This is a genomic window from Pseudomonas sp. TE31087 (assembly GCF_057284075.1).
The window spans coordinates 1,360,058-1,381,044 of the sequence record NZ_JBXVNN010000001.1 but is presented as its reverse complement, the minus strand read 5'-3'; the positions used below and the strand labels follow the sequence as shown (position 1 = coordinate 1,381,044).

Annotated in this window: 13 protein-coding genes and 1 pseudogene; 11 read left to right on the top strand and 3 right to left on the bottom strand. The window is 67.4% G+C overall.

Annotation, left to right across the window (positions count from 1 at the left end; all coding sequences use genetic code 11):
• Positions 1 to 81: 81 nt before the first annotated feature.
• The gene (locus ACZ899_RS06185) at positions 82 to 4,368 is read left to right on the top strand and encodes an amino acid adenylation domain-containing protein (RefSeq protein ID WP_234561655.1); all 4,287 of its coding nucleotides are present in this window, start codon (positions 82 to 84) and stop codon (positions 4,366 to 4,368) included.
• 61 nt (positions 4,369 to 4,429) lie between these two features.
• The gene (gene basC / locus ACZ899_RS06180; protein WP_234561656.1) at positions 4,430 to 5,749 is read left to right on the top strand and encodes a putative histamine N-monooxygenase; all 1,320 of its coding nucleotides are present in this window, start codon (positions 4,430 to 4,432) and stop codon (positions 5,747 to 5,749) included.
• 122 nt (positions 5,750 to 5,871) lie between these two features.
• On the opposite strand, the gene ACZ899_RS06175 is transcribed toward basC, so the two are convergent.
• Positions 5,872 to 7,977, bottom strand: a complete 2,106-nt coding sequence (locus tag ACZ899_RS06175) for a condensation domain-containing protein (protein WP_234561657.1) — start codon at positions 7,975 to 7,977, stop codon at positions 5,872 to 5,874.
• 217 nt (positions 7,978 to 8,194) lie between these two features.
• Between ACZ899_RS06175 and ACZ899_RS06170 the strand changes: the two genes are divergently transcribed.
• The 9 genes from ACZ899_RS06170 to ACZ899_RS06130 all read left to right on the top strand — a co-directional run bounded on the left by ACZ899_RS06170 (position 8,195) and on the right by ACZ899_RS06130 (position 18,914).
• Positions 8,195 to 8,710: a sigma-70 family RNA polymerase sigma factor gene (locus ACZ899_RS06170; RefSeq protein WP_234561658.1), complete on the top strand. Its 516-nt coding sequence runs from the start codon at positions 8,195 to 8,197 to the stop codon at positions 8,708 to 8,710.
• Between the two features lie 120 nt (positions 8,711 to 8,830).
• Positions 8,831 to 10,618, top strand: a complete 1,788-nt coding sequence (locus ACZ899_RS06165; RefSeq protein WP_234561659.1) for an ABC transporter ATP-binding protein — start codon at positions 8,831 to 8,833, stop codon at positions 10,616 to 10,618.
• A gap of 2 nt (positions 10,619 to 10,620) precedes the next feature.
• Complete coding sequence (locus tag ACZ899_RS06160; protein WP_234561660.1) at positions 10,621 to 12,390, top strand: ABC transporter ATP-binding protein; 1,770 nt, start codon at positions 10,621 to 10,623, stop codon at positions 12,388 to 12,390.
• Positions 12,387 to 13,331 (top strand): ABC transporter permease, encoded by a 945-nt coding sequence (locus ACZ899_RS06155; RefSeq protein WP_203646454.1) that lies wholly within the window; start codon positions 12,387 to 12,389, stop codon positions 13,329 to 13,331. Before ACZ899_RS06160 ends, ACZ899_RS06155 begins: the two co-directional genes overlap by 4 nt.
• Positions 13,331 to 14,266 (top strand): iron chelate uptake ABC transporter family permease subunit, encoded by a 936-nt coding sequence (locus tag ACZ899_RS06150; RefSeq protein WP_234561683.1) that lies wholly within the window; start codon positions 13,331 to 13,333, stop codon positions 14,264 to 14,266. Before ACZ899_RS06155 ends, ACZ899_RS06150 begins: the two co-directional genes overlap by 1 nt.
• Complete coding sequence (locus ACZ899_RS06145) at positions 14,263 to 15,045, top strand: iron ABC transporter ATP-binding protein (RefSeq protein ID WP_234561661.1); 783 nt, start codon at positions 14,263 to 14,265, stop codon at positions 15,043 to 15,045. The genes ACZ899_RS06150 and ACZ899_RS06145 overlap by 4 nt, the downstream gene beginning before the upstream one ends.
• The gene (locus tag ACZ899_RS06140) at positions 15,042 to 16,004 is read left to right on the top strand and encodes a siderophore ABC transporter substrate-binding protein (protein WP_234561662.1); all 963 of its coding nucleotides are present in this window, start codon (positions 15,042 to 15,044) and stop codon (positions 16,002 to 16,004) included. Before ACZ899_RS06145 ends, ACZ899_RS06140 begins: the two co-directional genes overlap by 4 nt.
• A gap of 275 nt (positions 16,005 to 16,279) precedes the next feature.
• Positions 16,280 to 18,517, top strand: a complete 2,238-nt coding sequence (locus ACZ899_RS06135) for a TonB-dependent receptor (protein WP_234561663.1) — start codon at positions 16,280 to 16,282, stop codon at positions 18,515 to 18,517.
• Between the two features lie 217 nt (positions 18,518 to 18,734).
• Positions 18,735 to 18,914, top strand: a complete 180-nt coding sequence (locus tag ACZ899_RS06130) for a hypothetical protein (protein WP_442799986.1) — start codon at positions 18,735 to 18,737, stop codon at positions 18,912 to 18,914.
• Positions 18,915 to 19,317: 403 nt separating this feature from the next.
• Here the strand turns inward: ACZ899_RS06130 and ACZ899_RS06125 are convergent, their stop codons facing one another.
• Entirely contained in the window at positions 19,318 to 20,043 is a 726-nt protein-coding gene (locus tag ACZ899_RS06125) for a methyl-accepting chemotaxis protein (protein WP_485628011.1), read from the bottom strand.
• Positions 20,044 to 20,178: 135 nt separating this feature from the next.
• Positions 20,179 to 20,358: pseudogene (locus tag ACZ899_RS06120) on the bottom strand (HAMP domain-containing protein); the annotation flags it as partial.
• Positions 20,359 to 20,987: the final 629 nt, after the last annotated feature.

Sequence of the window (20,987 nt, the reverse complement as noted above, 5' to 3'; positions counted from 1 at the left end):
TCATTCTCGTTAGTAAATATGAGGACGCGAAACACATGGATTTGTCAACCACGCGGGTAAGCGATGAGAGAGTTAACTTCGATGCAGGCCGCCTGTTGGATCGGGCGGGATGCACATGCGGCACTGGGTGGCGTCAGCGCTCACCTGTATGCCGAGTTCGATGGCCAGGCCATCGATGTGGCGCGCCTGACGGGCGCACTTGAGGGGCTGTACCGGGCGCATTCGATGCTCAGGCTGCGCATCGACGGGCAGGGGCGGCAGAGCATCGACGAGGCGCTGTGCGCCCAGCTGGAGCTGGAGGATTTCAGCCACCTGGACGGGCCGGCCGTGGAGCGGCGCCTGCTGGAGAAACGTCGCCAGTGGAGCCACCAGCGCCTGGACCTGAATGTCGGCCAGGGCGCACGCTTTGGCCTCAGCCTGCTGCCGGGCAATGCCAGCCGGCTGCATGTGGACACCGACATGATCGCGGTGGACCCGTCGAGCTTCCGGGTACTGATGGAAGACCTGGCCCGGCTGTACGACACCCCTGGAACCGTGCTGCCGACCACGCCGAGCTACTTCGACTGGCTGGACCAGGTGCGTGCCGATGCCGACCTGCGCGCCGCCCGCAGCCGTGACCGCGGCTGGTGGCGAGCACGCCTGGCGCATATCGCCCCGGCGCCCTCATTACCCTTGCTCCCGCCAGGGCCGGCGCGCAGCGAGCGCCTTGCCGCCCGGCTCGAACCTGCCCAGTACCGCGCCTTGCAGCAGGCGGCGCGGGCGCAGCGGATCACCTCGTCGGCGTTGCTGCTCGGGCTGTTCGCCAGCGCCCTGGGCGAACACACCGGGGACCGCCGCCTGCGCCTGAACGTACCGGTGTTCTGGCGCGAGCCGGTGCTGGAGCCGGTGCAACGGATCGTCGGCGAGTTCGCCAACCTGGTGCTGGTCGATGTCGACTTCACCGGCGTCACCAGCCTTGCCGCGCTGTGCCAGGACCTGCACCGGCAATTGGTCGAGCGCCTGGCGCACAGCGCCTATCCGGGCGTGGACCTGATGCGCGACCTGTCGCGCCATCACGGCACGCCGCAATTGGCGCCAGTGGTCTTTACCGCAGGGCTGGACCTGCCCGGTGGCGAGCTGTTCTCCGAGCGCGTGGGCCGGGTGTTCGGGCCGATGGACTGGGTGATCTCCCAAGGTCCGCAGGTGGCACTGGACGCGCAGGTGGTCCAGGTCGATGGCGGTCTGCTGGTCAACTGGGATGTGCGCCTGGACGCACTGCCGGCGGATTGGGTCCAGGCGCTGTTCGAGCGCTTCATCGCCTTGGCCGTGGCGGTGGCTGCCGACACGGGCGCGCTGCAACAGCCTTTGGCGATCGCGGCCAACCGGGATTGTCCCTTGAACGCCTTGCAGCAGGCCTACCTGCTGGGGCGAGGCGAACATCTGCCGCTGGGCGGCGTGGCCATGCAGGAGTTTCGCGAGTATCGCGGGCGCATGGACCTGGCGCTGCTGCGCAGCCGCCTCATGGACATGGTGCGCCGCCACGACAGCCTGCGCACCCGCATCGACGCCCAGGCACTGACCCAGTCGGTAAGCGACCAGGTGCAGGTCAACCTGGAGGTGATCGACCTGCACGATTTGACGGCCGAGCAGGCCCAGGCACAGCTCGACGTTCGTCGTGAGGTCTACGCCCATGCGCTGTCCGACCTTGCCGGGCCGCCCTGGAATGTCACCGCCTTCCCGTTGCCGCAGGGCGAGCTGGTGGTGTTCGTGCGCTTCGATGCGTTGATCCTCGATGGACGCTCCATCGCTACCCTGATGGTCGAACTGTTCAACGGGCACTGCCAGCCGCTGACCGCCAGCGAGCCGACGGCGGCTGTTAACGACCAAAGCGAGGTGCGCAAAGCCGATGCCGAGTATTGGAAGTCAAAGCTGGCCGAGGTTGATGGCGCGCCACGGCTACCGTGGCGCTGCGCCCTGGACAAGGTCGGCGTGGCCCGGTATGCACGCCAGCGTCAGGTGATCCCGGCCCCGGCGTTCAAGGCGTTGAGTCGTGCCGGTGCGCGCGAGGGGCTGTTCAAGAACTCGACGATCATGGCCGTGGTGCTGGAAGTGCTCGGCCACTGGCTCGACGAGGGCAGCCTGTGCGTGGCGGTGCCGGTGGCGCCGCCCCAGGACGGCGCGTTCGCCAACCGTTCCAGCTTCATCGCCCTCGACTGGCAACACCGCCTGCCCACGCTCGCCGAGCGCGCCAAGCGCCTGCAGGCCGATGTGCTGGAGGGGCTGCAGCACCTGGCGTTCTCCGGCGTGGACCTGGCCCGCCTGCTATACGACAGCAACGGCCCGGGCCCGGCACTGCCGGTGGTGTTGACCAATGGCTTGTCCTGGCCGGTGGGCGCGGTCGATGGTCCGATGACCTTGAGCGCGGGCCTGACTCAGACGCCCCAGGTGGCGATGGACATCCGCTTCTGCAACACCGCCGAGGGAGGCCTGGCGTTCGAGATCGACTATGCCCGCGAAGCGGTCGATGGCCGCTGGGTCGGGCAGTTGCTCGCGGCTCTTGGCCAGGCGGTGGAGCAGTTGGCCGGGCAGGCCGCGTTCGAAATTCACGCACGGCAGTTCATCGACCTTGGTCACTACCGCCTGAACAGCACTGAGGCGCAGGCCGAACCTGTCGACATCCTCGGGCGCATCGCCCACAACCTGTTCGGCCCGGACAATGGGCGCATTGCCTTGCTGCACGGCGAACGGCGTATCAGCTATGCCGAACTGGGGCAGGGCGTGAATCGCATCGCCGGGGCATTCCAGGCTCGCGGGTTGCGCCCCGGCCAGGTGGTCGCCATCTGCCTGCCACGTGGCCCCGAGCACACCATGACGACCCTGGCCTGCGCCCTGAGCGGGCTGGTCTGGGTGCCGATCGACGCGGCGGCGCCCGAGGAGCGCCTGCGCTACCTGCTGGACAACTGCCAGCCGGCGCTGGTGGTCGACGCAGTCGGTCCACTGCTGGCGAGTCCGCCGGCAACCCTGGACCTGGGTGGCCTGGCGGCCTTGTCGGCCAGCAGCGCGCCGGCCTACTACCTCTATACCTCTGGCACCACCGGCAAGCCCAAGTGCGTGGTGCTGAACAACCGCGCCACGGCCAACGTCATCGGCAGCACCCTGGCGCAGTGGCAGGTCAGCCGCAATGACGTATTCATCTCGGTGACCCCGCTGCACCACGACATGTCGGTGTTCGACGTGCTCGGCAGCCTCTGCGCCGGGGCGGCGCTGGTGTTGCCCGAGCCCGGCGAGGAGAAGGACGCGCTGCGCTGGAACCAGCTGGTCAGGCAGCATGGCGTGAGCCTCTGGTGCTCGGTGCCGGCCATCCTCGAAATGCTCCTGGCCTGCCGCCAGGGCGACGGACTGAACAGCCTGCGCCTGCTGGCCCAGGGCGGCGACTACATCAAGCCGGCGGTGATCGCTGAGCTGCGCGAGCAGTTGCCGGCGGCACGGCTGGTGTCCCTTGGCGGGCCGACCGAGACCACCATCTGGAGCATCTGGCACGAGATCGGTGACCAGGACCGTGCCAGGGTGCCCTATGGCCGGCCACTGCCGGGCAATCGCTACTGGCTGCTGGACGAGCACGGCGAGCATTGCCCGCAGGGCGTCGCCGGGCGTATTCACACCAGCGGCGTGGGCCTGGCCCTGGGCTACCTGCAGGAGGGCGAGCTGGTGCAGAACGACTTCGTCAGCGTGCTCGACGAGCACGGCGCGCCGGTGCGTGCCTTCCGTACCGGCGACCGTGGCCGCTATCGCGAGGACGGCGTGCTGCTGTTCGACAGCCGGGTCAATGGCTATGTAAAGGTGCGCGGCGTGCGCGTGTCGCTGCCGGACATCGAGATCGAGCTGATCCGCCACCCGGCGGTGCAGCAGGTGCTGGTGGTGGACTATGGCGACACGCAACAGGGCGAGGCCTGCATCGGCGCGCTCTATGTGCGGCGCAACGGCGCGCCGCCCGGCGCCGTGGCGCTACGCGAGCATGCCCGGGCGCTGCTGGCGCAGTCCCACGTGCCCACGCGCTTCGTCGAAGTGGCCGAGTTGCCGTTGACGGCCAACGGCAAGCCGGACCGCCGCCGCGCCCGCGCGTTGCTGGAAGGCGAAACCGAGCAGGCGCCGGCAGCGACGCCCAATGACCCGCAGCGTTGCGCCCAGGTGCTGGCGATCTACCAGCAGGTGCTCGGTGCCACGCAGCCGGCATTGGACTTCCTCGCCATGGGCCTGCGCCCGCAGCACCTCAAGCCCCTGGCGGCACGCCTGGGCGAGGCCTTTGCGGTGCGCTTGTCGCCCGCACAGTTGCTGCCGTGCCGCACGGTCGAAGACGTCGAGCGCCTGCTTGCCGCCACGCCTGCCTGAATCAACCGCCCTGGGCCCGGCCCAGGGCGCCATCCGTAGTTTTTGGGAAATCATCGAGCATATGGACATAGCAACCGTAGACATCGCCGGCATCGGCGTCGGACCGTTCAACCTGGGCCTGGCCGCGCTGCTGTCGCGCCACCCGGACCTGCGCTGCGCGTTCCTCGAGCGCAAGGCGGAATTTCGCTGGCACGAGGGGCTGCTGCTGCCGGGCACCACCTTGCAGGTGCCATTCCTCGCCGACCTGGTGACCCTGGCCGACCCGTGCCACCCGTTGAGCTACCTCAACTACCTGCACCAGCACGACCGGTTGTTCCAGTTCTACTACTACGACCACTTCCAGGTGCCCCGACGCGAATACGATCACTATTGCCGCTGGGCCGCGCGCCAGCTGCCAGCCTGCCACTTCGGCGAAGAGGTCACCGGGGTGCGCTACGATGGCGGCAGCGAGCGCTTCGTCATCGACAGTGTGTCGGTGTCGGGCCTGGAGCGGCGCTACAGCAGCCGCGACCTGGCCATCGGCCTCGGCACCCGGCCGTGGCTGCCGGCCTGGGCGCGCGCGCGCAGCCAGGCACCGGTGCTGCACTCGGCGGAGTTCGGCAAGCGCCAGGCCGAACTGGAGCAGTGCCGGCGCGTGGTGGTGGTCGGCTCCGGGCAGAGCGCGGCGGAGTGCGTGCTGGCCCTGTTCAATGCGTTGACGCCGGAGCAGGTGGAGGCGGGGGCGTCGATCCACTGGATTACTCGGTCGGGGGGCTTCCATCCCATGGAGTACTCCAAGCTTGGCCAGGAGTGCTTCACCCCGGCCTACATGAACTACTTCCACACCCTGGACCGCGACAAGCGCCGCGAGATCGTCGCGGAGCAGGGCCTGCTGTACAAGGGCATCAGTTTCTCCACCATCGGCGCAATCTACGACCTGATCTACGAGCGTTCCATCGGCGGGCGCGAGCCGGGGCTGACGTTGTTGTCCAACTGCGACGTGGAGACTGTGGAGGACCTGGCCTCGGCGGGCCTGCGCATGACCTTCCGCCACCGCCAACTGGACCAGCGGGCGACGCTGGAAACCGATGCGATTGTCGCGGCGACCGGCTATGCCCATGCCTGGCCGCAGTGGTTCGAGCAGCTCAAGGGCACGGTGCTGGCCACCGACGCGCACGGTGACTGCATCGTCGGTGAGGATTTCACCGCACAGCGTTGCGATGGCGGCAGTGGCCGGGTGTTCGTGCAGAACGCGGAGATCTTCCAGCATGGCGTCGGCTCGCCGGACCTGGGTCTGGGGCCGGTGCGCAATGCGGTGATCCTCAACCAGTTGCTGGGCCGGGCGCAGTACCGGGTGCCGCAGCGGTCGTCGTTCCAGCTCTACGGGTTGCCGCAGGACTGAGCCATGGGGCTGCTTCGCAGCCCTTTCGCGGCACAAGGCCGCTCCTACAGGGGAACGCGTACCTCTCTGTAGGAGCGGCCTTGCGCCGCGAAAGGGGCGCAAAGCGCCCCCCCCCCGGGGTGCTACAACACTACGTCGCCCAGCGCCCGCCGGCCGGCATCCACCTCGGCAAATACCCCGAACGCCGCCGAAATCATCGCGCACAGGCGCTCGACCTGGACAGCGCTGTAGCGATCACTGCGGTAGGTGACCACCAGTCGCAGCGAGCGCTGGCCGTCGAACACATCCTCCATGATCTCGAACTGCAGGCCGAACATCGACTCGCTCTTGTCCGGGTCGATCTGCTTGTAGCGGATCGCCTGGCCCTCGGGCGTGCGCAGGGCGCCATTGAGGGCGTTGTTGGCGTGGATCTGCACGTACACATCGAACATCAGGCCCTCGGCGGGCGTCATGCCCAATGCCTGCTGGATGGTCTCCATGGGCACGTCGGCATAGGCCATCGAGTCGTTGATCATCCGCGTCACTTCACCCAGCAGCTCGCCCAGCGACTGCTCCGGGGCGAACTGCACGCGGTGGGCGACCATGGTGGTGAAGTAGCCGACGGTGTCGAAGAACGCCGGATCCGTACGCCCCGAGGCCGAGGTCCCGATCACCAGGTCCGACAGGTTGCCGAGCTTGTGCAGCGACAGGGCGATGGCGGTGTAGATCACGCTGAACAGCGATGATTGGTGCTGCCGGGCACTGGCGCCGAGTTGCTCCAGCACGCCGGGTTCGGGGCGCAGCTCCAGCCAGCGTGCGCGTGTGGTGGCTTGTTCGGCGGGAACGCTCGGGGCGTCGGCGCAGGCGGGCAGGGCAAGGCCACGGGTGGCGTCGCGCAGCAGCTCGGTCCAGTACGCCAGGTGGCGCGGTTTCGGGCCTTGGGCACTCTGGGCGAGGGCGAATTCGTGGAAGGTACGCGCCGCCGCCGGCCATTGCGGCGCCCGGTCCTGGGCGCGGGCCAGGTAAGCCTCGGCCAGTTCGGCCATGATCACGTTCAGCGACCACTCGTCGATGGCCATGTGGTGGACCAGGAACGACAGCACCTGGTGGCCGCTGTGCGGGTCACGCAGCAGGCGCAGCCTCAGCGGCAGCTCGCGGGCCAGGTCAAAGCGGTGCTTGGCCTCGCTGGCCAGGCTTGCACCGGTGCTTTCGGTGCTGTTCCAGAACCACTTGTAGCGGCCCAGTTCGGCCAACGGCACGATGCGCTGGCAGGCGCTGTCGCCTTCGCCATGGTAGGTGGTGCGCAGGCTGGCGTGGCGTTCCAGCAGGTCAGTGAAGGCCTGTTGCAGCAGCACTTCGTCCACCGGGTCGTGGAAGTCCAGGGCAAAGGGCAGGTTGAAGATGGTGCCGTAGTCGAAGGCCGCGCAGGCGCGCCACAACGATGCCTGGGCCAGGGCCATCGGCGCTTGCTGGATTTCCTCGGCCAGTTGGCTGACCTGGTCGGCTTGCCCTTGGCTCAGCTTGGCGCGGGTGGCCAGCGCCGACGCGCTGGGCGAGGCGAAGAAGTCGCTGAAGCGCAGTTCGATACCGTGCTCGCCCTGCAGGCGACCGATGATCCGCGTGGCCAGCAGCGAGTGGCCGCCCATGTCGAAGAAGTCATCGTCCAGGGTCATGCCAGGCTCCGCCAGGGCCTGGCGGAACGCGTCGAGGATGCGTTGCGCAATGTCCGTCGAGGGCGCCTGCGACAGCGGTTCGAGCAGCAGTGGCTGGTCGCCGGCCTGGGCGTCGTATTCGGCGCGGATGCGTTCGAGCAAGGCTTGTGGCGACTGGCGCAGCACCGCATGGCAGAGCAGGCCGAGCACGGCCTGCTGTTCGCTGGCCAGCAGCAGGGCCTCGAACGGCGGCTGCCTGGTGGAATCCCAGGGCGCCGCCTGGCGCGCCCGCAGCAGGGCGTCCATGCCCTCGGCCGCGCTCCGTTCGATGCGCAGGCACGGGTACCAGCCGGGTTCCTGGGTCTTGTACAGGTCGCCGTCGTCGCTGAAGTGGTAGCGGCTGTTCAGGCCCGGCGTGGCTTCGACCACCGCCTGCACGGCCAGGGCCAGCAGCGACAGGTCGGCCCGGGGGCCAAGGCGCCAGGCGCCCAGTTGCCGGTGCAACCGCTCGGGTTGCTGCTGCTGGGCGAACCAGGCGAGTTCCTCGTGTTCGTCAAGGACCTGGGGCGAGGGTGGGGTGGTGTTGCGTTCCAACATAGCTAGCTTCCTGCTGTTCGATCGTTCAAGGCCCGCGTCGGCCTCACTGCCATCCATGGATCGCGGTGAGTGGCCGCGCAGAGGGGTTGCACCACCGGGGTGCATTGCGTGAATCCCGGGGATTCGTTATGGTGTGAAAGATGCAAATAATTATCATCTAGATTGGCGCACGTCAAAGCAAGCCGTCTGGAATGCACCACGCTCAGGGAGAGGTACCGTGGACAACGGAACGTTCGCGCTTCGTCAGCAGCTGCACCAGCTGTATCAGGATCATCACGGCTGGCTGTGCGACCTGCTGCGGCGCAAGTTGGGCAACTCGGTGGACGCGGCGGACCTGGCCCACGACATCTACCTGCACCTGATGAACAAGGGCCAGGTGCCCAGCGCCGAGCAGTCGCGCTGCCACCTCACGCAGATCGCCAACGGCAAGGTCATTGACCTGTACCGCCGTCGCCAGCGCGAAATCCGCTACCTCGAAGATCATGGCCTGCAGCCCGAGCCACGGGTGCCGTCGGAGGAGGCGCGGGCGCTGGTGGTCGAAGCGTTGGGTGCGATCGACAGCGCCCTGCAACGGCACTCGCCCAAGGCGCGCCAGGCCCTGTTGCTGTGCCGCCTCGACGGCATGGCCCATCGCGCCATCGCCGCCGAGCTGCGGGTTTCGGTGTCCTCGGTGGAAAAATACATCGCCGCCGGCCTGCGCACCTGCCGGCGCTACCGGCTGGGCGGCGCCTGAGCGTGCGCAGATTTTCTTGCGGGTTTGACCGCCTCGTGCGGAATACAGGTTGAGAAGGACACGCGGGCAGGGCGCCCCTGGGACGGCCCGGCCCGCCCCTCGTGCTGAAAAGGAGCATTCATGAGTGTTGAACAAGGGGTGGCGGAATCGTCCGCCCGTGGGCCGGTCGCCGCGGTGCTTGCGCCGATACGCGGCCGATTGATCGTCGCCGGGCTGCTTGCCGCCCTGGGCGCCATGCTGACCCTGGCGCCCCTGGCGGCGATCGCTGAAGTTGCCCGGCTGGCCTTCGCCGGCGGGCAGGGCGTCGACCAGGCCTGGCCGGTCATCGCCGTGGGGCTGGGTTGCCTGTTTGCCGGCATGGCGCTGATCTCGCTGGGCGACCTGGTGGCGCACCTGGCCGACAACCACATCACCGGCACACTGCGCCTGGCGATCATCCGCCGCCTGGCGCGGGTACCGCTGGGCTGGTTCACCAGCCGCGCCTCGGGCGAGGTCAAGCAGGCCATGCAGGACGATATAGGCATCCTGCACAGCCTCACCGCGCACTTCTATACCACTCTCGGACGCAGCGCCGGGGCGGTGCTGGCCTCGATCGTCTACCTGTTCGCCATGGACTGGCGCATGGCGATCGTGTCGATGCTGCCGTTCCCGCTGTTCTTCCTGTTCTTCGCCCGCGCCCACCAGGCCAGCGCCCGCAACATGCAGGCCTTCGGCGCCGGCATGGGGCGGATCAACCAGGCCGTGGTCGAGTTCGTCAACGGCATCCCTGTGGTCAAGGCCTTCGGTGGCCAGCGCAAGGCCCATGGCAGCTACCGCGAGGCGGTGGACGCCTTCGCCGCGGCCTTCACCGACTTCACCCGGCCGCTGGTCAGCGCCATGGCCAATGCCAACGCGATGATCGCGCCGGTGTCGGTGCTCGGTGTGGTGCTGGCGTTCGGCACACTGTTCGTCAGCCTGGGCTGGATCACCCCGGTGCAGGTACTGCCGTTCGCCCTGGTGGCGCCGGGCATCTGCGCGCCGCTGCTGTTGCTGGCCTATATCACCCATGACCTGAATAACGCCACCGGTGCCGCCCAGCGCGTGCAGGCGCTGCTGCGCACGCCGGTGCTGGAGACCGACGACCAGGGCGCCGCCGGCAAGCTGCCGGCCAATGCTCGGATCGAAGTGCAGGGCCTGGGCTATCACTATGACCCGCGCAATCCGGTGCTGAGCGAGGTGTCGTTCACCCTCGAGCCCGGCACGGTGACCGCGGTGGTCGGTGCCTCGGGGGCCGGCAAGTCGACCCTGGCGCGCCTGCTGCTGCGCTTCTTCGACCCCAGCGCCGGGCGCATCACCCTGGGCGGCGTCGACCTGCGCCAGATCGACAGCGCCCAGCTGTACCGGCGTATCGGCTTCGTCCTGCAGGACGTGCGCCTGATCCATGCCAGCGTGCGCGAGAACATCGCCCTGGGCCGGCCTTCGGCGAGCCAGGAGCAGATCGAGGCCGCGGCACGGATCGCCAATATCCACGAGCGCATCCTCGCCCAGCCGCGCGGCTACGACGCGGTGATCGGCGAGGACGTGCAGTTCTCCGGCGGCGAGCTGCAACGGCTGAGCATCGCCCGTGCCGTGCTGCTCGACCCGCCGGTGCTGGTGCTCGACGAAGCCACCGCGGCGGCCGATGCCGAGAACGAAGTCAAACTGCAACAGGCGCTGTCGCGCTTCGCCCAGGGCCGCACGCTGCTGGTGATCGCCCACCGCCTGGACACGGTGATGCACGCCGACCAGATCCTGGTGCTGGACCAAGGCACGGTCGCCGAACGCGGCAATCATGACGAACTGCTGGCCCGGCGTGGCCTGTACGCCCGCTTGTGGGCTGCCGGGGGTTATGCGAAGGCGCGGGCGACCGCACAGGTGGAGGAGCACTGATCATGCTGGGGATTTTCGTTCGACTGCTCGGCGCCGACGCCGTGTTCCTGCGCCGCTACATGCGTCTGGCACTGGTGTATGGCGTGCTGTGCGGGCTGACCATCGTCACCCTGGTGCCGATCCTGCGTCACCTGCTGGGCAACCAGCTGGAAGCCGCCGGCCAATGGCTAGCGCTGCTGGCCGTGGGCGTGGTGGTGTGCTGGTACCTGCGCCGACGGGTGGAGGAGGCCGGCATCGCCGTGGGCATCGCGGTGCTGCGCGGCGGCCGCCAGCGCCTGGGCGAGCATGTCGGCACGCTGCCGGTGGGTTGGTTCAGCGCCGCCAATACCGCGCGCCTTAGCCATGTGACCACCCAGGGCATGATGGAGATCGCGCAACTGCCAGCCCACGTGTTCACGCCGCTGTTCACCGGGGTGGTGACGCCGCTGGTGATCCTCGTCGCGCTGTTGCTGGTCGACCTGCGCCTGGGCCTGGTGGCCCTGGTCAGCCTGCCGCTGCTGGCCCTGGTGATGCTGGCGACCATGCGCCTGGGCCAACGTGCCGACCAGCGCTACCAGCGCGACACCGCGCAGACCAGCCAGCGCATGGTCGAGTTCGCCCAGGCGCAGTCGGTGCTGCGTGCCTTCAATGGCGAGCAGGGCGGCACGCGCTTCCTGGAGCAGGCCGTGGCCCAGCAACAGCAGGCCGCGCGCAAGCTGATCCAGCTCTCGGCGCTGTCGTCGGTGCTCAATGTCTGGGCAGTGCAGGCCAGCTTCGCCGCCTTGCTGGTGGTCGCCACCCTGTGGCTCGGCGAGCAGGCCGGTGCAGCCTTCGACAGCGCGGCAGTGATCGCCACCCTGGTCGCGCTGGTGCTGGCGACCCGCTTCATCGATCCGCTGCTGGATGTGGCCGGCTACAGCGAGGTGCTGCGCGGCACCCGTGGCCAGTTGCAGGCGGTGGCCGAACTGCTGGCCGTAGAACCGCTGCCCGAACCCGCCGCGCCGCAGGCGCCGGTCGACGGGTCGGTGCAGCTGGAGCAGGTCGGTTTCCGCTACGGCGATGACCAACCCGAAGTGCTGCGCGAGGTCAGCCTGGATATCGCGCCCGGCAGCATGACCGCGCTGGTCGGCGCGTCGGGGTCGGGCAAGACCACCCTGGTGCGCCTGATCGCCCGGTTCTTTGATGTCACCCAGGGCCGGGTCAAGATCGGCGGCGTGGATGTGCGGCAGATGTCCGCCGAGCAGCTGGCCGGGCAGATCAGCCAGATCTTCCAGGACGCCTACCTGTTCCAGGGCAGCATCGCCGACAACATCCGCCTCGGCAAACCCGATGCCAGCGAGGCCGAGGTACTGGAGGCAGCGCGGCTGGCCGGGGTGCAGGAGATCCTCGAGCGCCTTCCCGAAGGCTTGCACACGCCGGTGGGCGAGGGCGGGGCGCGGCTGTCCGGCGGGGAGCGCCAGCGCATTTCGATTGCCCGTGCCTTGATCAAGGACGCGCCGATCCTGCTGATCGACGAGGCCACCGCGGCGCTGGATGCCGAGAACCAGGCGGCCATCGCCGAGGCGCTGGCACGGCTGCGCGGCAAGCGCACGCTGATCGTCATCGCCCACCAGCTGTCGACGGTGGCCATGGCCGACCAGATCGTGGTGCTGGACCAAGGGCGCATCCGCGAGCAGGGTGCCCATGCCCAGCTGGCTGCCGAAGGTGGGCTGTACGCGCACTTCCTTGAGCAGCGCCGGGCCGCCAAGGGCTGGCGTATCGGCGAGGCGGCGGGTGATGGAGTGACCGCTTGAGTCGGGTGCTGCTGCCAACGCTGTTGTTGCTGCTGTGTGGCGTTTCACTGATGGTCGGGGCCAGCCAGATGTCCTGGTCGGCCTTGTGGTCGGCCAGCGACGATGCCTGGCTGACCCTCACCGCCAGCCGCTTGCCACGCCTGGCGGCGCTGGTGCTGACCGGTGTCGGCCTGTCGATCTGCGGGGTGATCCTGCAGCAGATCGTGCGCAACCGCTTCGTCGAGCCGGCCACCTGCGGCGGACTCGACGCGGCCAAGCTGGGCATCCTGGTGGCCCTGACCGTGCTGCCCGGGGCCGGGGCCAGCGGGCGCATGCTGTTCGCCCTGGTGTTCTGCCTGCTGGCGAGCCTGGTGTATGTGGCGATCATCCGCCGCATCCGCTTCACCAACCTGGTGCTGGTGCCGGTGATCGGCCTGATGTACGGCAGCCTGCTAAGCGCCATCGCCGAGTTCTACGCCTATCGCCACAACATCCTGCAGAGCATGCAGGGCTGGCTGCTGGGCGACTTCTCGCGGGTGATCGAGGGCAACTACGAGATCATCTACCTGATCCTGCCGATCGTCGTGCTGACCTACCTGTACGCCCAGCGTTTCACCGTGCTCGGCATGGGCGAGGGCATGGCCACCAGCCTCGGGCTCAACTACGCGGCCACCGCCATCCTCGGCCTGGTGCTGGTGGCGGTGACCGTGTCGGCCACGGTGATCACCGTGGGCGCGATTCCCTTCGTCGGCCTGGTGGTGCCTAACCTGGTGGCGCTGCGCTACGGCGAGAACCTCAAGCGCACCCTGCCCATCGTTGCCATGTGCGGCGCGGCGCTGCTGCTGGCCTGCGACATCCTCGGCCGGCTGCTGATCCATCCCTACGAGGTACCCATTGGCCTGACCGCCGGCAGTGTCGGCGGCGTGCTGTTCCTGTTGCTGATCCTGTGGAAGTGCAAATGATGCGCCGCGTCGCCTGGTTGTTGTTGCCGGCCCTGGCGCTGGCGTTCCTGCTGCTGGGCTCGGGCATGGACTTCAGCTACGTGATCCCCAAGCGCCTGGTGCGCCTGGGCGCGATCGTCGTGGCCGGGGTGTGCATCGCCTTGTCCTCGGTGATCTTCCAGACCCTGGCCGGCAACCGCGTGCTGACCCCGGCGATCATGGGCTACGAAGGCATCTACCTGCTGTTCCAGGCCTTGCTGGTGCTGTGGCTGGGCACCGCCAGCGTGGCGCTGCTGGGCGCCCAGGGCAACGCGCTGTTGTCGATCGCGCTGATGCTCGGTTACTCGTGGCTGCTGCAACGCTGGCTGCTGCGCGAGGGGCGGGGTGATGTCTACCGCCTGTTGCTGCTGGGCCTGGTGCTGACCATGGTGCTGGGCACTTTCACCCAGTTCATCCAGCTCAAGACCAGTCCGGGGGAATTCTCCATCCTGCAGAGCCTGGGCTACACCAGCTTCAACCGCGCCCAGCCGGCCCAGGTGCTGTACTCGGGCCTGCTGGTGGCGGCGGTGGCGCTGCTGGTGGTGCGCGGCACGCGGGTGCTCGACGTGCTGGCGCTGGGGCGCGACCAGGCCATCGCCCTGGGCCTGGACCATGGCCGCTGCCTGCGCCTGCAGATGGCGCTGATCGCCGTGCTGGTGGCGGTGTCCACCAGCCTGGTGGGGCCGACCGCGTTCATGGGGGTGTTTGTCGCCAACATCGCCTACGCCCTGGCGCGTAGCGCCCGGCACCAGGTGACCCTGCCACTGGCCTGCGCCGTGGCCATCGGCATGTTCCTGCTCGCCCAACTGCTGGTCGAGCACCTGTTCAACTACCGGACCAGCGTGAGCATCCTCGTCAACCTGGTGTGCGGCGCGTACTTCCTCGCGCTGATGGTCCGCACCCGAGGCACCCCATGATCACCCTTGAACACCTGTACAAGGCCTACGGCGAGAAGACCGTGCTCGACAACGTGAGCCTGGCGTTTCCCGCAGGCCAGGTCACCTCGCTGATCGGTCCCAACGGCGCCGGCAAGAGCACCCTGCTGATGTGCATCGCCCGGCTGCTGCCGGCCAATCGCGGGCGAATCCTGCTCGACGGCCAGGACATCGGCCGCATCGCCATCGCCGACTACGCCCGCCGCGTGGCCACCCTGCGCCAGGTGCTGGACTTCAACCTGCGCCTGACCGTCGAGGAGTTGGTCGCCTTCGGCCGCTTCCCGTACAGCCGCGGCCTGCTTACCGCCGACGACCAGCAGGTGATCGACGAGTCGCTGGATTTCCTGGGGCTGCAACCCCTGCGCGGGGCTTACCTCGACGAGCTCAGCGGCGGCCAGCGGCAGATGGCCTTCCTGGCCATGACCATCGCCCAGCGCACCGACCTGCTGCTGCTCGACGAGCCGCTGAACAACCTCGACATGAAGCACGCGGTGCAGATCATGCAGGCGGTCCGCAGGCTCTGTGACGAGCAGGGGCGCACGGTGATCCTGGTGGTGCACGACATCAACTTCGCCGCCAACTATTCCGACCACATCGTCGCCCTGAAGGGCGGCGCCGTGCACAGCCACGGGACGGTCGCCGAGGTGGTCACCCAGGCCAACCTGCGCGCGCTGTTCGGCCTGGCCTTCGAGATCCTGCCCAGCGCGCACGGTTTCGTCTGCAACTACTTCAACCCATCACTATCGAGAGAGCTGGTATGAACGGAATCTGCAAGATACTGCTGGCCGCCGCCGTGGCGGCCGCGTTGGTCGGCTGCGACCAGGCCCCGCCGGCACAGGCGCGCGCCGCCAGCGCCGACTACGCCCCGGTGAAGGTCGAGCACGCCCTGGGCACCACGCTGGTCGAACACCAGCCGCAGCGCGTGGTGGCCTTCGACATGAGCGAGCTGGACACCCTCGACCAACTCGGCGCGCCGGTGGTCGGCATCGCCAAGGACTATGTGGCGGGCTTCCTGGTCAAGTACCGCGACGACCCGCAGGTGGCCGATGTCGGCACCACCATCCAGCCCAACCTCGAGCGCCTGCATGCGCTCAAGCCCGACCTGATCCTGATTTCGCCGTTGCAGGCACAGAGCTACCAGGAACTGAGCCAGATCGCCCCGACGGTGCACTACGACATTGACATGGACAACCGCCAGGGCAACGTCATCGAGACCGCCAAGCAGCACTTGCTGACCGTCGGGCGGATCCTCGGCAAGGAAGAGCGGGCCCGGGAAACCGCCGCGCGCATCGACACCAAGGTGGCCCAGGTACGCCAGGTGACCGACGGGCGTCCGGAGAAGGCGCTGATAGTGCTGCACAACAACGGCGCGTTCACCGCCTACGGCGTGCGCTCACGCTATGGCTTCATCTTCGACACCCTCGGGGTCAAACCGGCCAGTGACGACATGCAGGCAGGCCTGCACGGGCAGCCGATTTCCAACGAGTTCATTCACCAGGCCGACCCGGACATCCTCTACGTGATCGACCGCACCGCAGTAATGGAGCGCCGGGCCGCGCTGGACCGCGAGACCCTGGACAACCCGCTGCTGCGCCAGACCAAGGCGTGGAAAAGCGGCCATGTGGTGTTCGTCGACCCGCAGACCTGGTACCTGTGCACGGCCAGCGTGACCTGCCTGGAGCGGGTAGCGGACGAGGTGGTGAAGGGGTATCAGGGCTAAGCCTGCAGGCCATACGCCAATTCAGGCCTTTCGCATTCTCTGTAGGAGCGGCCTTGTGTCGCGAAAGGGCCGCAGCGCGGCCCCGGGATCTTGAGTCCGGCTCAAGATTGCCGGGGCTGCTACGCAGCCCTTTCGCGACACAAGGCCGCTCCTACACGGAATGTGTTGCTGAAACGATAGTGGCCAAATGACTGTAATTTCTGTTGAGGGATTCGTCGACTCGTACGGAATGACTAATGAGAAACATTACCATTTCGTCCCGAAAGGAATCCCTCATGTCGCCACTGCAATACCCCAAGGCCCCAAACCTGCCCCGCAGGGCCTTGCACATGGCCCTGCTGCTGGGCATGGCCACCCTTGCCGGCAACACGTTCGCGCAACCGCCACGCCCCACTTCCTCGGCGCAGCAACAGACCCCCGATGTGAAGGAAGAGGGCCTGACCTTGCCGGAAACCCTGGTGCAGGACACCCGTGATTCGCTGGGCTCGCCACCGCCGGAATATGCCGGTGGCCAGGTCGGCTCCGGCAGCCGGCTCGGCCTGATGGGCAACAAGGACTTCAGCGAAACACCATTCAACGCCATCAGCTACACCAAGGAATACATCGAGAACCGCCAGGCCCAGGACATCGGCTCGCTGATCGGCGCCACCGATCCGTCGGTCTATGTGCCGAGCAAGCGTGGCATCTTCGAGACCTTCTTCATCCGAGGTCTCTACAGCACCGGCAACGACATCACCTTCAATGGCCTGCCGAGCATGGCGCCGAACATGCGCGGCTCCACCGAGCTGGCCGAGCGTATCGAAGTGCTCAAGGGTCCGTCGGCGCTGCTCAACGGCATGCCGCCCGACGGCAGCGTCGGCGGCAGCATCAATATCGTGCCCAAGCGAGCCGGCGACGAGCCCCTGGCCCGGCTGACCGCCTCCTACGAGTCCGACGGTCTGGCCGGCATGCATGCCGATATCGGCCGCCGCTTCGGCGACCAGAAGCAGTTCGGCGTGCGCTTCAACGGCGTCTACCGCGACGGCGACACCCCGGTGGACGACCAGCAGCACCGCATGCAGTTGTCGTCGCTGGCCCTGGACTGGCGCGGCGAGCGGGCGAGGGCGTCGCTGGACTACTACCACCAGCGCGAGCGCATGGACGGGGTCAACTATTTCGGTATCTCTTCGATCAGCCCCGGGGTGACCCACCTGCCCAAGGCCAAGAAGGGCGATCACTCGCTGGCTCCGGAGTGGGGCTACACCGTCAACGACACCGACACCGTGGTGCTGCGCGGCGAGTACGACCTCAACGACTCGCTCACCGCCTTTGCCGGCTGGGGCCATAGGGAAGGGGGCTACAACGCGCTGATGACCAGCGGCATGCTGCTCAATGATGCCGGCGACATCGCCGCCACGCCGATCCGCTCGGCCCGCGACGGCGAGCAGAAGTCCGGCGAAGTCGGCCTGCGCGGGCGTTTCGCCACCGGCCCCGTGGACCACGCCTGGTCGCTGGCGGCCACCCGCTACGACTCCGAGAACAGCTTCAAGGACAAGCGCCTGCCGACGCGCATCCTCACCAACTACTACAACCTGGACTACGGCCCGCGCCCGGAGATCGGCGTGTACGGCAATGTCACCTCGCGCATGCGCGCCCGGCTGAGCAGCGAAGCCTTGCTCGACACGATGTCGTTCCTCGATGACAAGGTGCAGTGGACCGTGGGCGCACGTCACCAGAACGTGCGAGCGTCGAACTACGACGGCAACCACCAGCGCACCTCCAAGGCCTACGATGAAAGCCGTGTATCGCCGGCCACGGCCCTGCTGGTCAAGGTCACCGACGAGCTGTCGCTGTACGGCAACTACATCGAAGGCCTGAGCCAGGGCGGCATCGCGCCGGACAACGCGCGAAACGCGGGCGCGATCATGGCGCCGTACCAGACCAAGCAGTACGAACTGGGCGCCAAGCTCGACCTGGGCACCTTCGCCCACACGGTCAGTGTCTACCAGGTGAAGAAGCCAAGCGCCTATACCGACCCGGCCACGCAGATCTACGGCGTGTACGGCGAGCAGCGCAACCGTGGCCTGGAATGGTCGTTCTTCGGCGAGCTCGAGCCGGGCCTGCGCCTGCTGGGCGGTGCGTCCTACACCAAGGCCGAGCTGACGAAATCGATACGCAAGGAGAACGAAGGCAACCAGGCCACCGGCGTGCCCAAGGTGCTGGCCAAGCTCGGCGTCGAGTACGACTTGCGCGCGCTTCCCGGCCTGACCCTGACCGGCAACGCCAACTATGCCGGCCGGCGCTACGCCACCGATGCCAACAACCTGTCGCTGCCGTCCTACACGATCTTCGACCTGGGCGCCCGCTACAGCCTGAAGATCTCGGACAAGCCGGTGACCTTGCGCGCTACCGTGCAGAACGTGGCCAACAAGGCCTACTGGATTGGTTCGTGGAATGGCGGTGATGGCAGTGGTTTGTCCGGTGGGCTGGGGACGCCGCGGTCGTTGTTGTTCTCTACCTCGGTGGATTTCTAGCCAGACCAGCGCTGGCTACGTGGGAGGGGCGGTGCGCCGATGCGAGTCGCCCCGCGATCACCGCGTAGCCGGTGCCAAGTTATCCAAGCCCTGGATGCAGGATGACCATTCGCTGTTTTTGCATCAAACTGCTCAACGGTCTAGCAAAACAGAGCACCGGTGAAGGTACTCATGAGCGAACCGTCAGTTTCAGCACGACTACTGAGGAGATCCGATCATGGCGACTATTGTCAAAGCCTGCTCTATCTTGACCCATGAAGAGGAACACATGCGGTTGACATTGGAAGCGTTGGCGGATGTTGACACTGACTGTGTGATTGACCATCAGGCCGTTGAGGCCTGGGTCGATAGCCTCGGCCCGGATGCACCATTACCAGCTCCGCACGGCGACGCATAACTGCTCGTGCAGGGTATGAAGTTGCCAAGCATCACCGGCACAGCCGGTGTCAGGCAGAGAGCGAAGTGTTGGCTCCAAGTGTTTGGCGATAGTCTTGCGGCGCCTACAAGATCGAGCGCCGCCCGCGCGGCGCATCGCGGGACAAGCCCGCTCCCACATCTGTTTCGGGCCAGTCAATCCTGTTCCATTACCTGGTCCACCTTGTTTGTACGACGCGGTTTTAGCGTGGTCGCTGCCGCCGCTCCACATGACTCAAGACATGCGCCAAGGCTGGCAACCATGGCCTGACAGGTTTGGCACGTTGCAACAGATGTGGGAGCGGGCTTGTCCCGCGATGCGCCGCGCGGGCGGCGCTCGATCTCAAGAGCGCTGCAACTCTCTCGTCGAACACCCCGCAGCCCCCTCACACCCGAAACCGCGACACACTCGCCTGCATGCCCTGGGCAATCTCCCCCAACCGCTGCGCCGCCGAGGCCAGCTGCCGCGTGGTGTCGGTACTGTCCCTGGACATGCGGGCAATCAGCTCGACCTGCTGCGCCACCTCCTGGCTGGCCTTGGTCTGCTCGCCGATGGTCAGCGAGATCTCCTCGACCACCGAGGCGGCGCGGCGCGCCCCTTCACGAATCTGCTGGATCGACGCGCCCGCCTGGGTGGCCAGTTCCACGCCGGCGCGCACCCGGGTGACGCCAGTCTGCATGCTGTCCACGGCATTGCCGGTGCTGTGGCGGATGCGCTCGATCATGTCGGCGATTTCCCGGGTCGACTGCGCCGTGCGCCCGGCCAGGCCACGCACCTCGTCGGCCACCACGGCGAAGCCGCGACCGGCGTCGCCGGCGCGGGCCGCCTCGATGGCCGCGTTTAGGGCCAGCAGGTTGGTCTGCTCGGCGATGGTGTTGATCACCTGGATGATCGAGTAGATCTCCTCGGAACTCTGGCCCAGCACGGTGATGGTCTCGGAGGAGCGGTTGACCGCCTCGTCGATCCCCTGCATGCCGCCGACCACGCTGAGGATGACCTCGCCGCCGTCGCTGGCCAGGCGTTCGGACTGCCCGGAAATGGACTGCGCATCCCGGGCATGTTCGGCAATCTGCGCTAGGTTGGCGATCATCTGCTCGGTGGCCGAAGCCATGCTCACGGCGCTGTCGGACTGCTGGCTGGTGCGCTCCACCAGGCTGCTTGAGGCCAGCCCCAGTTCGTCGGCCACCTCGCGCAGCAGCAGGTTCTCCTGGTGGATCGCCTTGATCATGTTGCCCAGGCTGTCGCGCATGTCGGCCAGCGAGCGCAGCAGACGGCCGGTCTCGTCGCGGTCATGGACCTGGATCTCGGTGGTCAGGTCGCCCTGGGCGATGCGTTCGGCCACCGCCATGGTCTGGCTCAAGGGGCGCAGGATCGAGCGCAGCAGCAGGACGGTGCACAGCGCCAGGACCAGTGTGGCCAGGACCATCCCGCCGACCAGCACGGCGACGCCCTGGTGCAGGGTGGCGGTGCTCTGCTCGCGGCTCTTGTCGGCGTTGCCGGCGATCAGGTCGCTGAGGGTGCTGTTGCGCTGCTCCAGCTCCTTGAACGCCGCGACGAAGGCCGGCAACTGCGCCTGCGCCTGTTCGGGCGATTTCAACGCCAGCTGGATGATCGAGGTGGCGCTGGCGATGTAGTGGTCCAGCAGGGGGCCGAGGTCGCTGATGGCCTGGTGCAGATCGGCGTCCAGGGACAGCTCGAGATTACTCTGCACAACACTGCGGAACCACTTGGCGTGCTCGTCGAGGTCGGCCAGCACCTGGTTGGCGGTATCAACATCGCCCGGCTTGACCAGCAGGGCGGCGAGCACGTCGGCGCGCAGCGCGTCGTGCATCATGTCGCCTTCCATGTGGTTGCGCAGGGCGGCCATGCTGTCCTCGCTGCGCTTGAGTGCCTGGTTCTGGTCATGCTCGGCGAGCAGGCCGCTGCCGCCGAGCAACAGCGCGGCGAGGATGCTGACCAGACCGAACCCGATGGTTTTCTGGCGAATGTCCATTTCGAACAGGCTCCGTGGGGTGGGTCTGGTGAGCATAGATGGCTGGAGGTATTTCGCTGGTT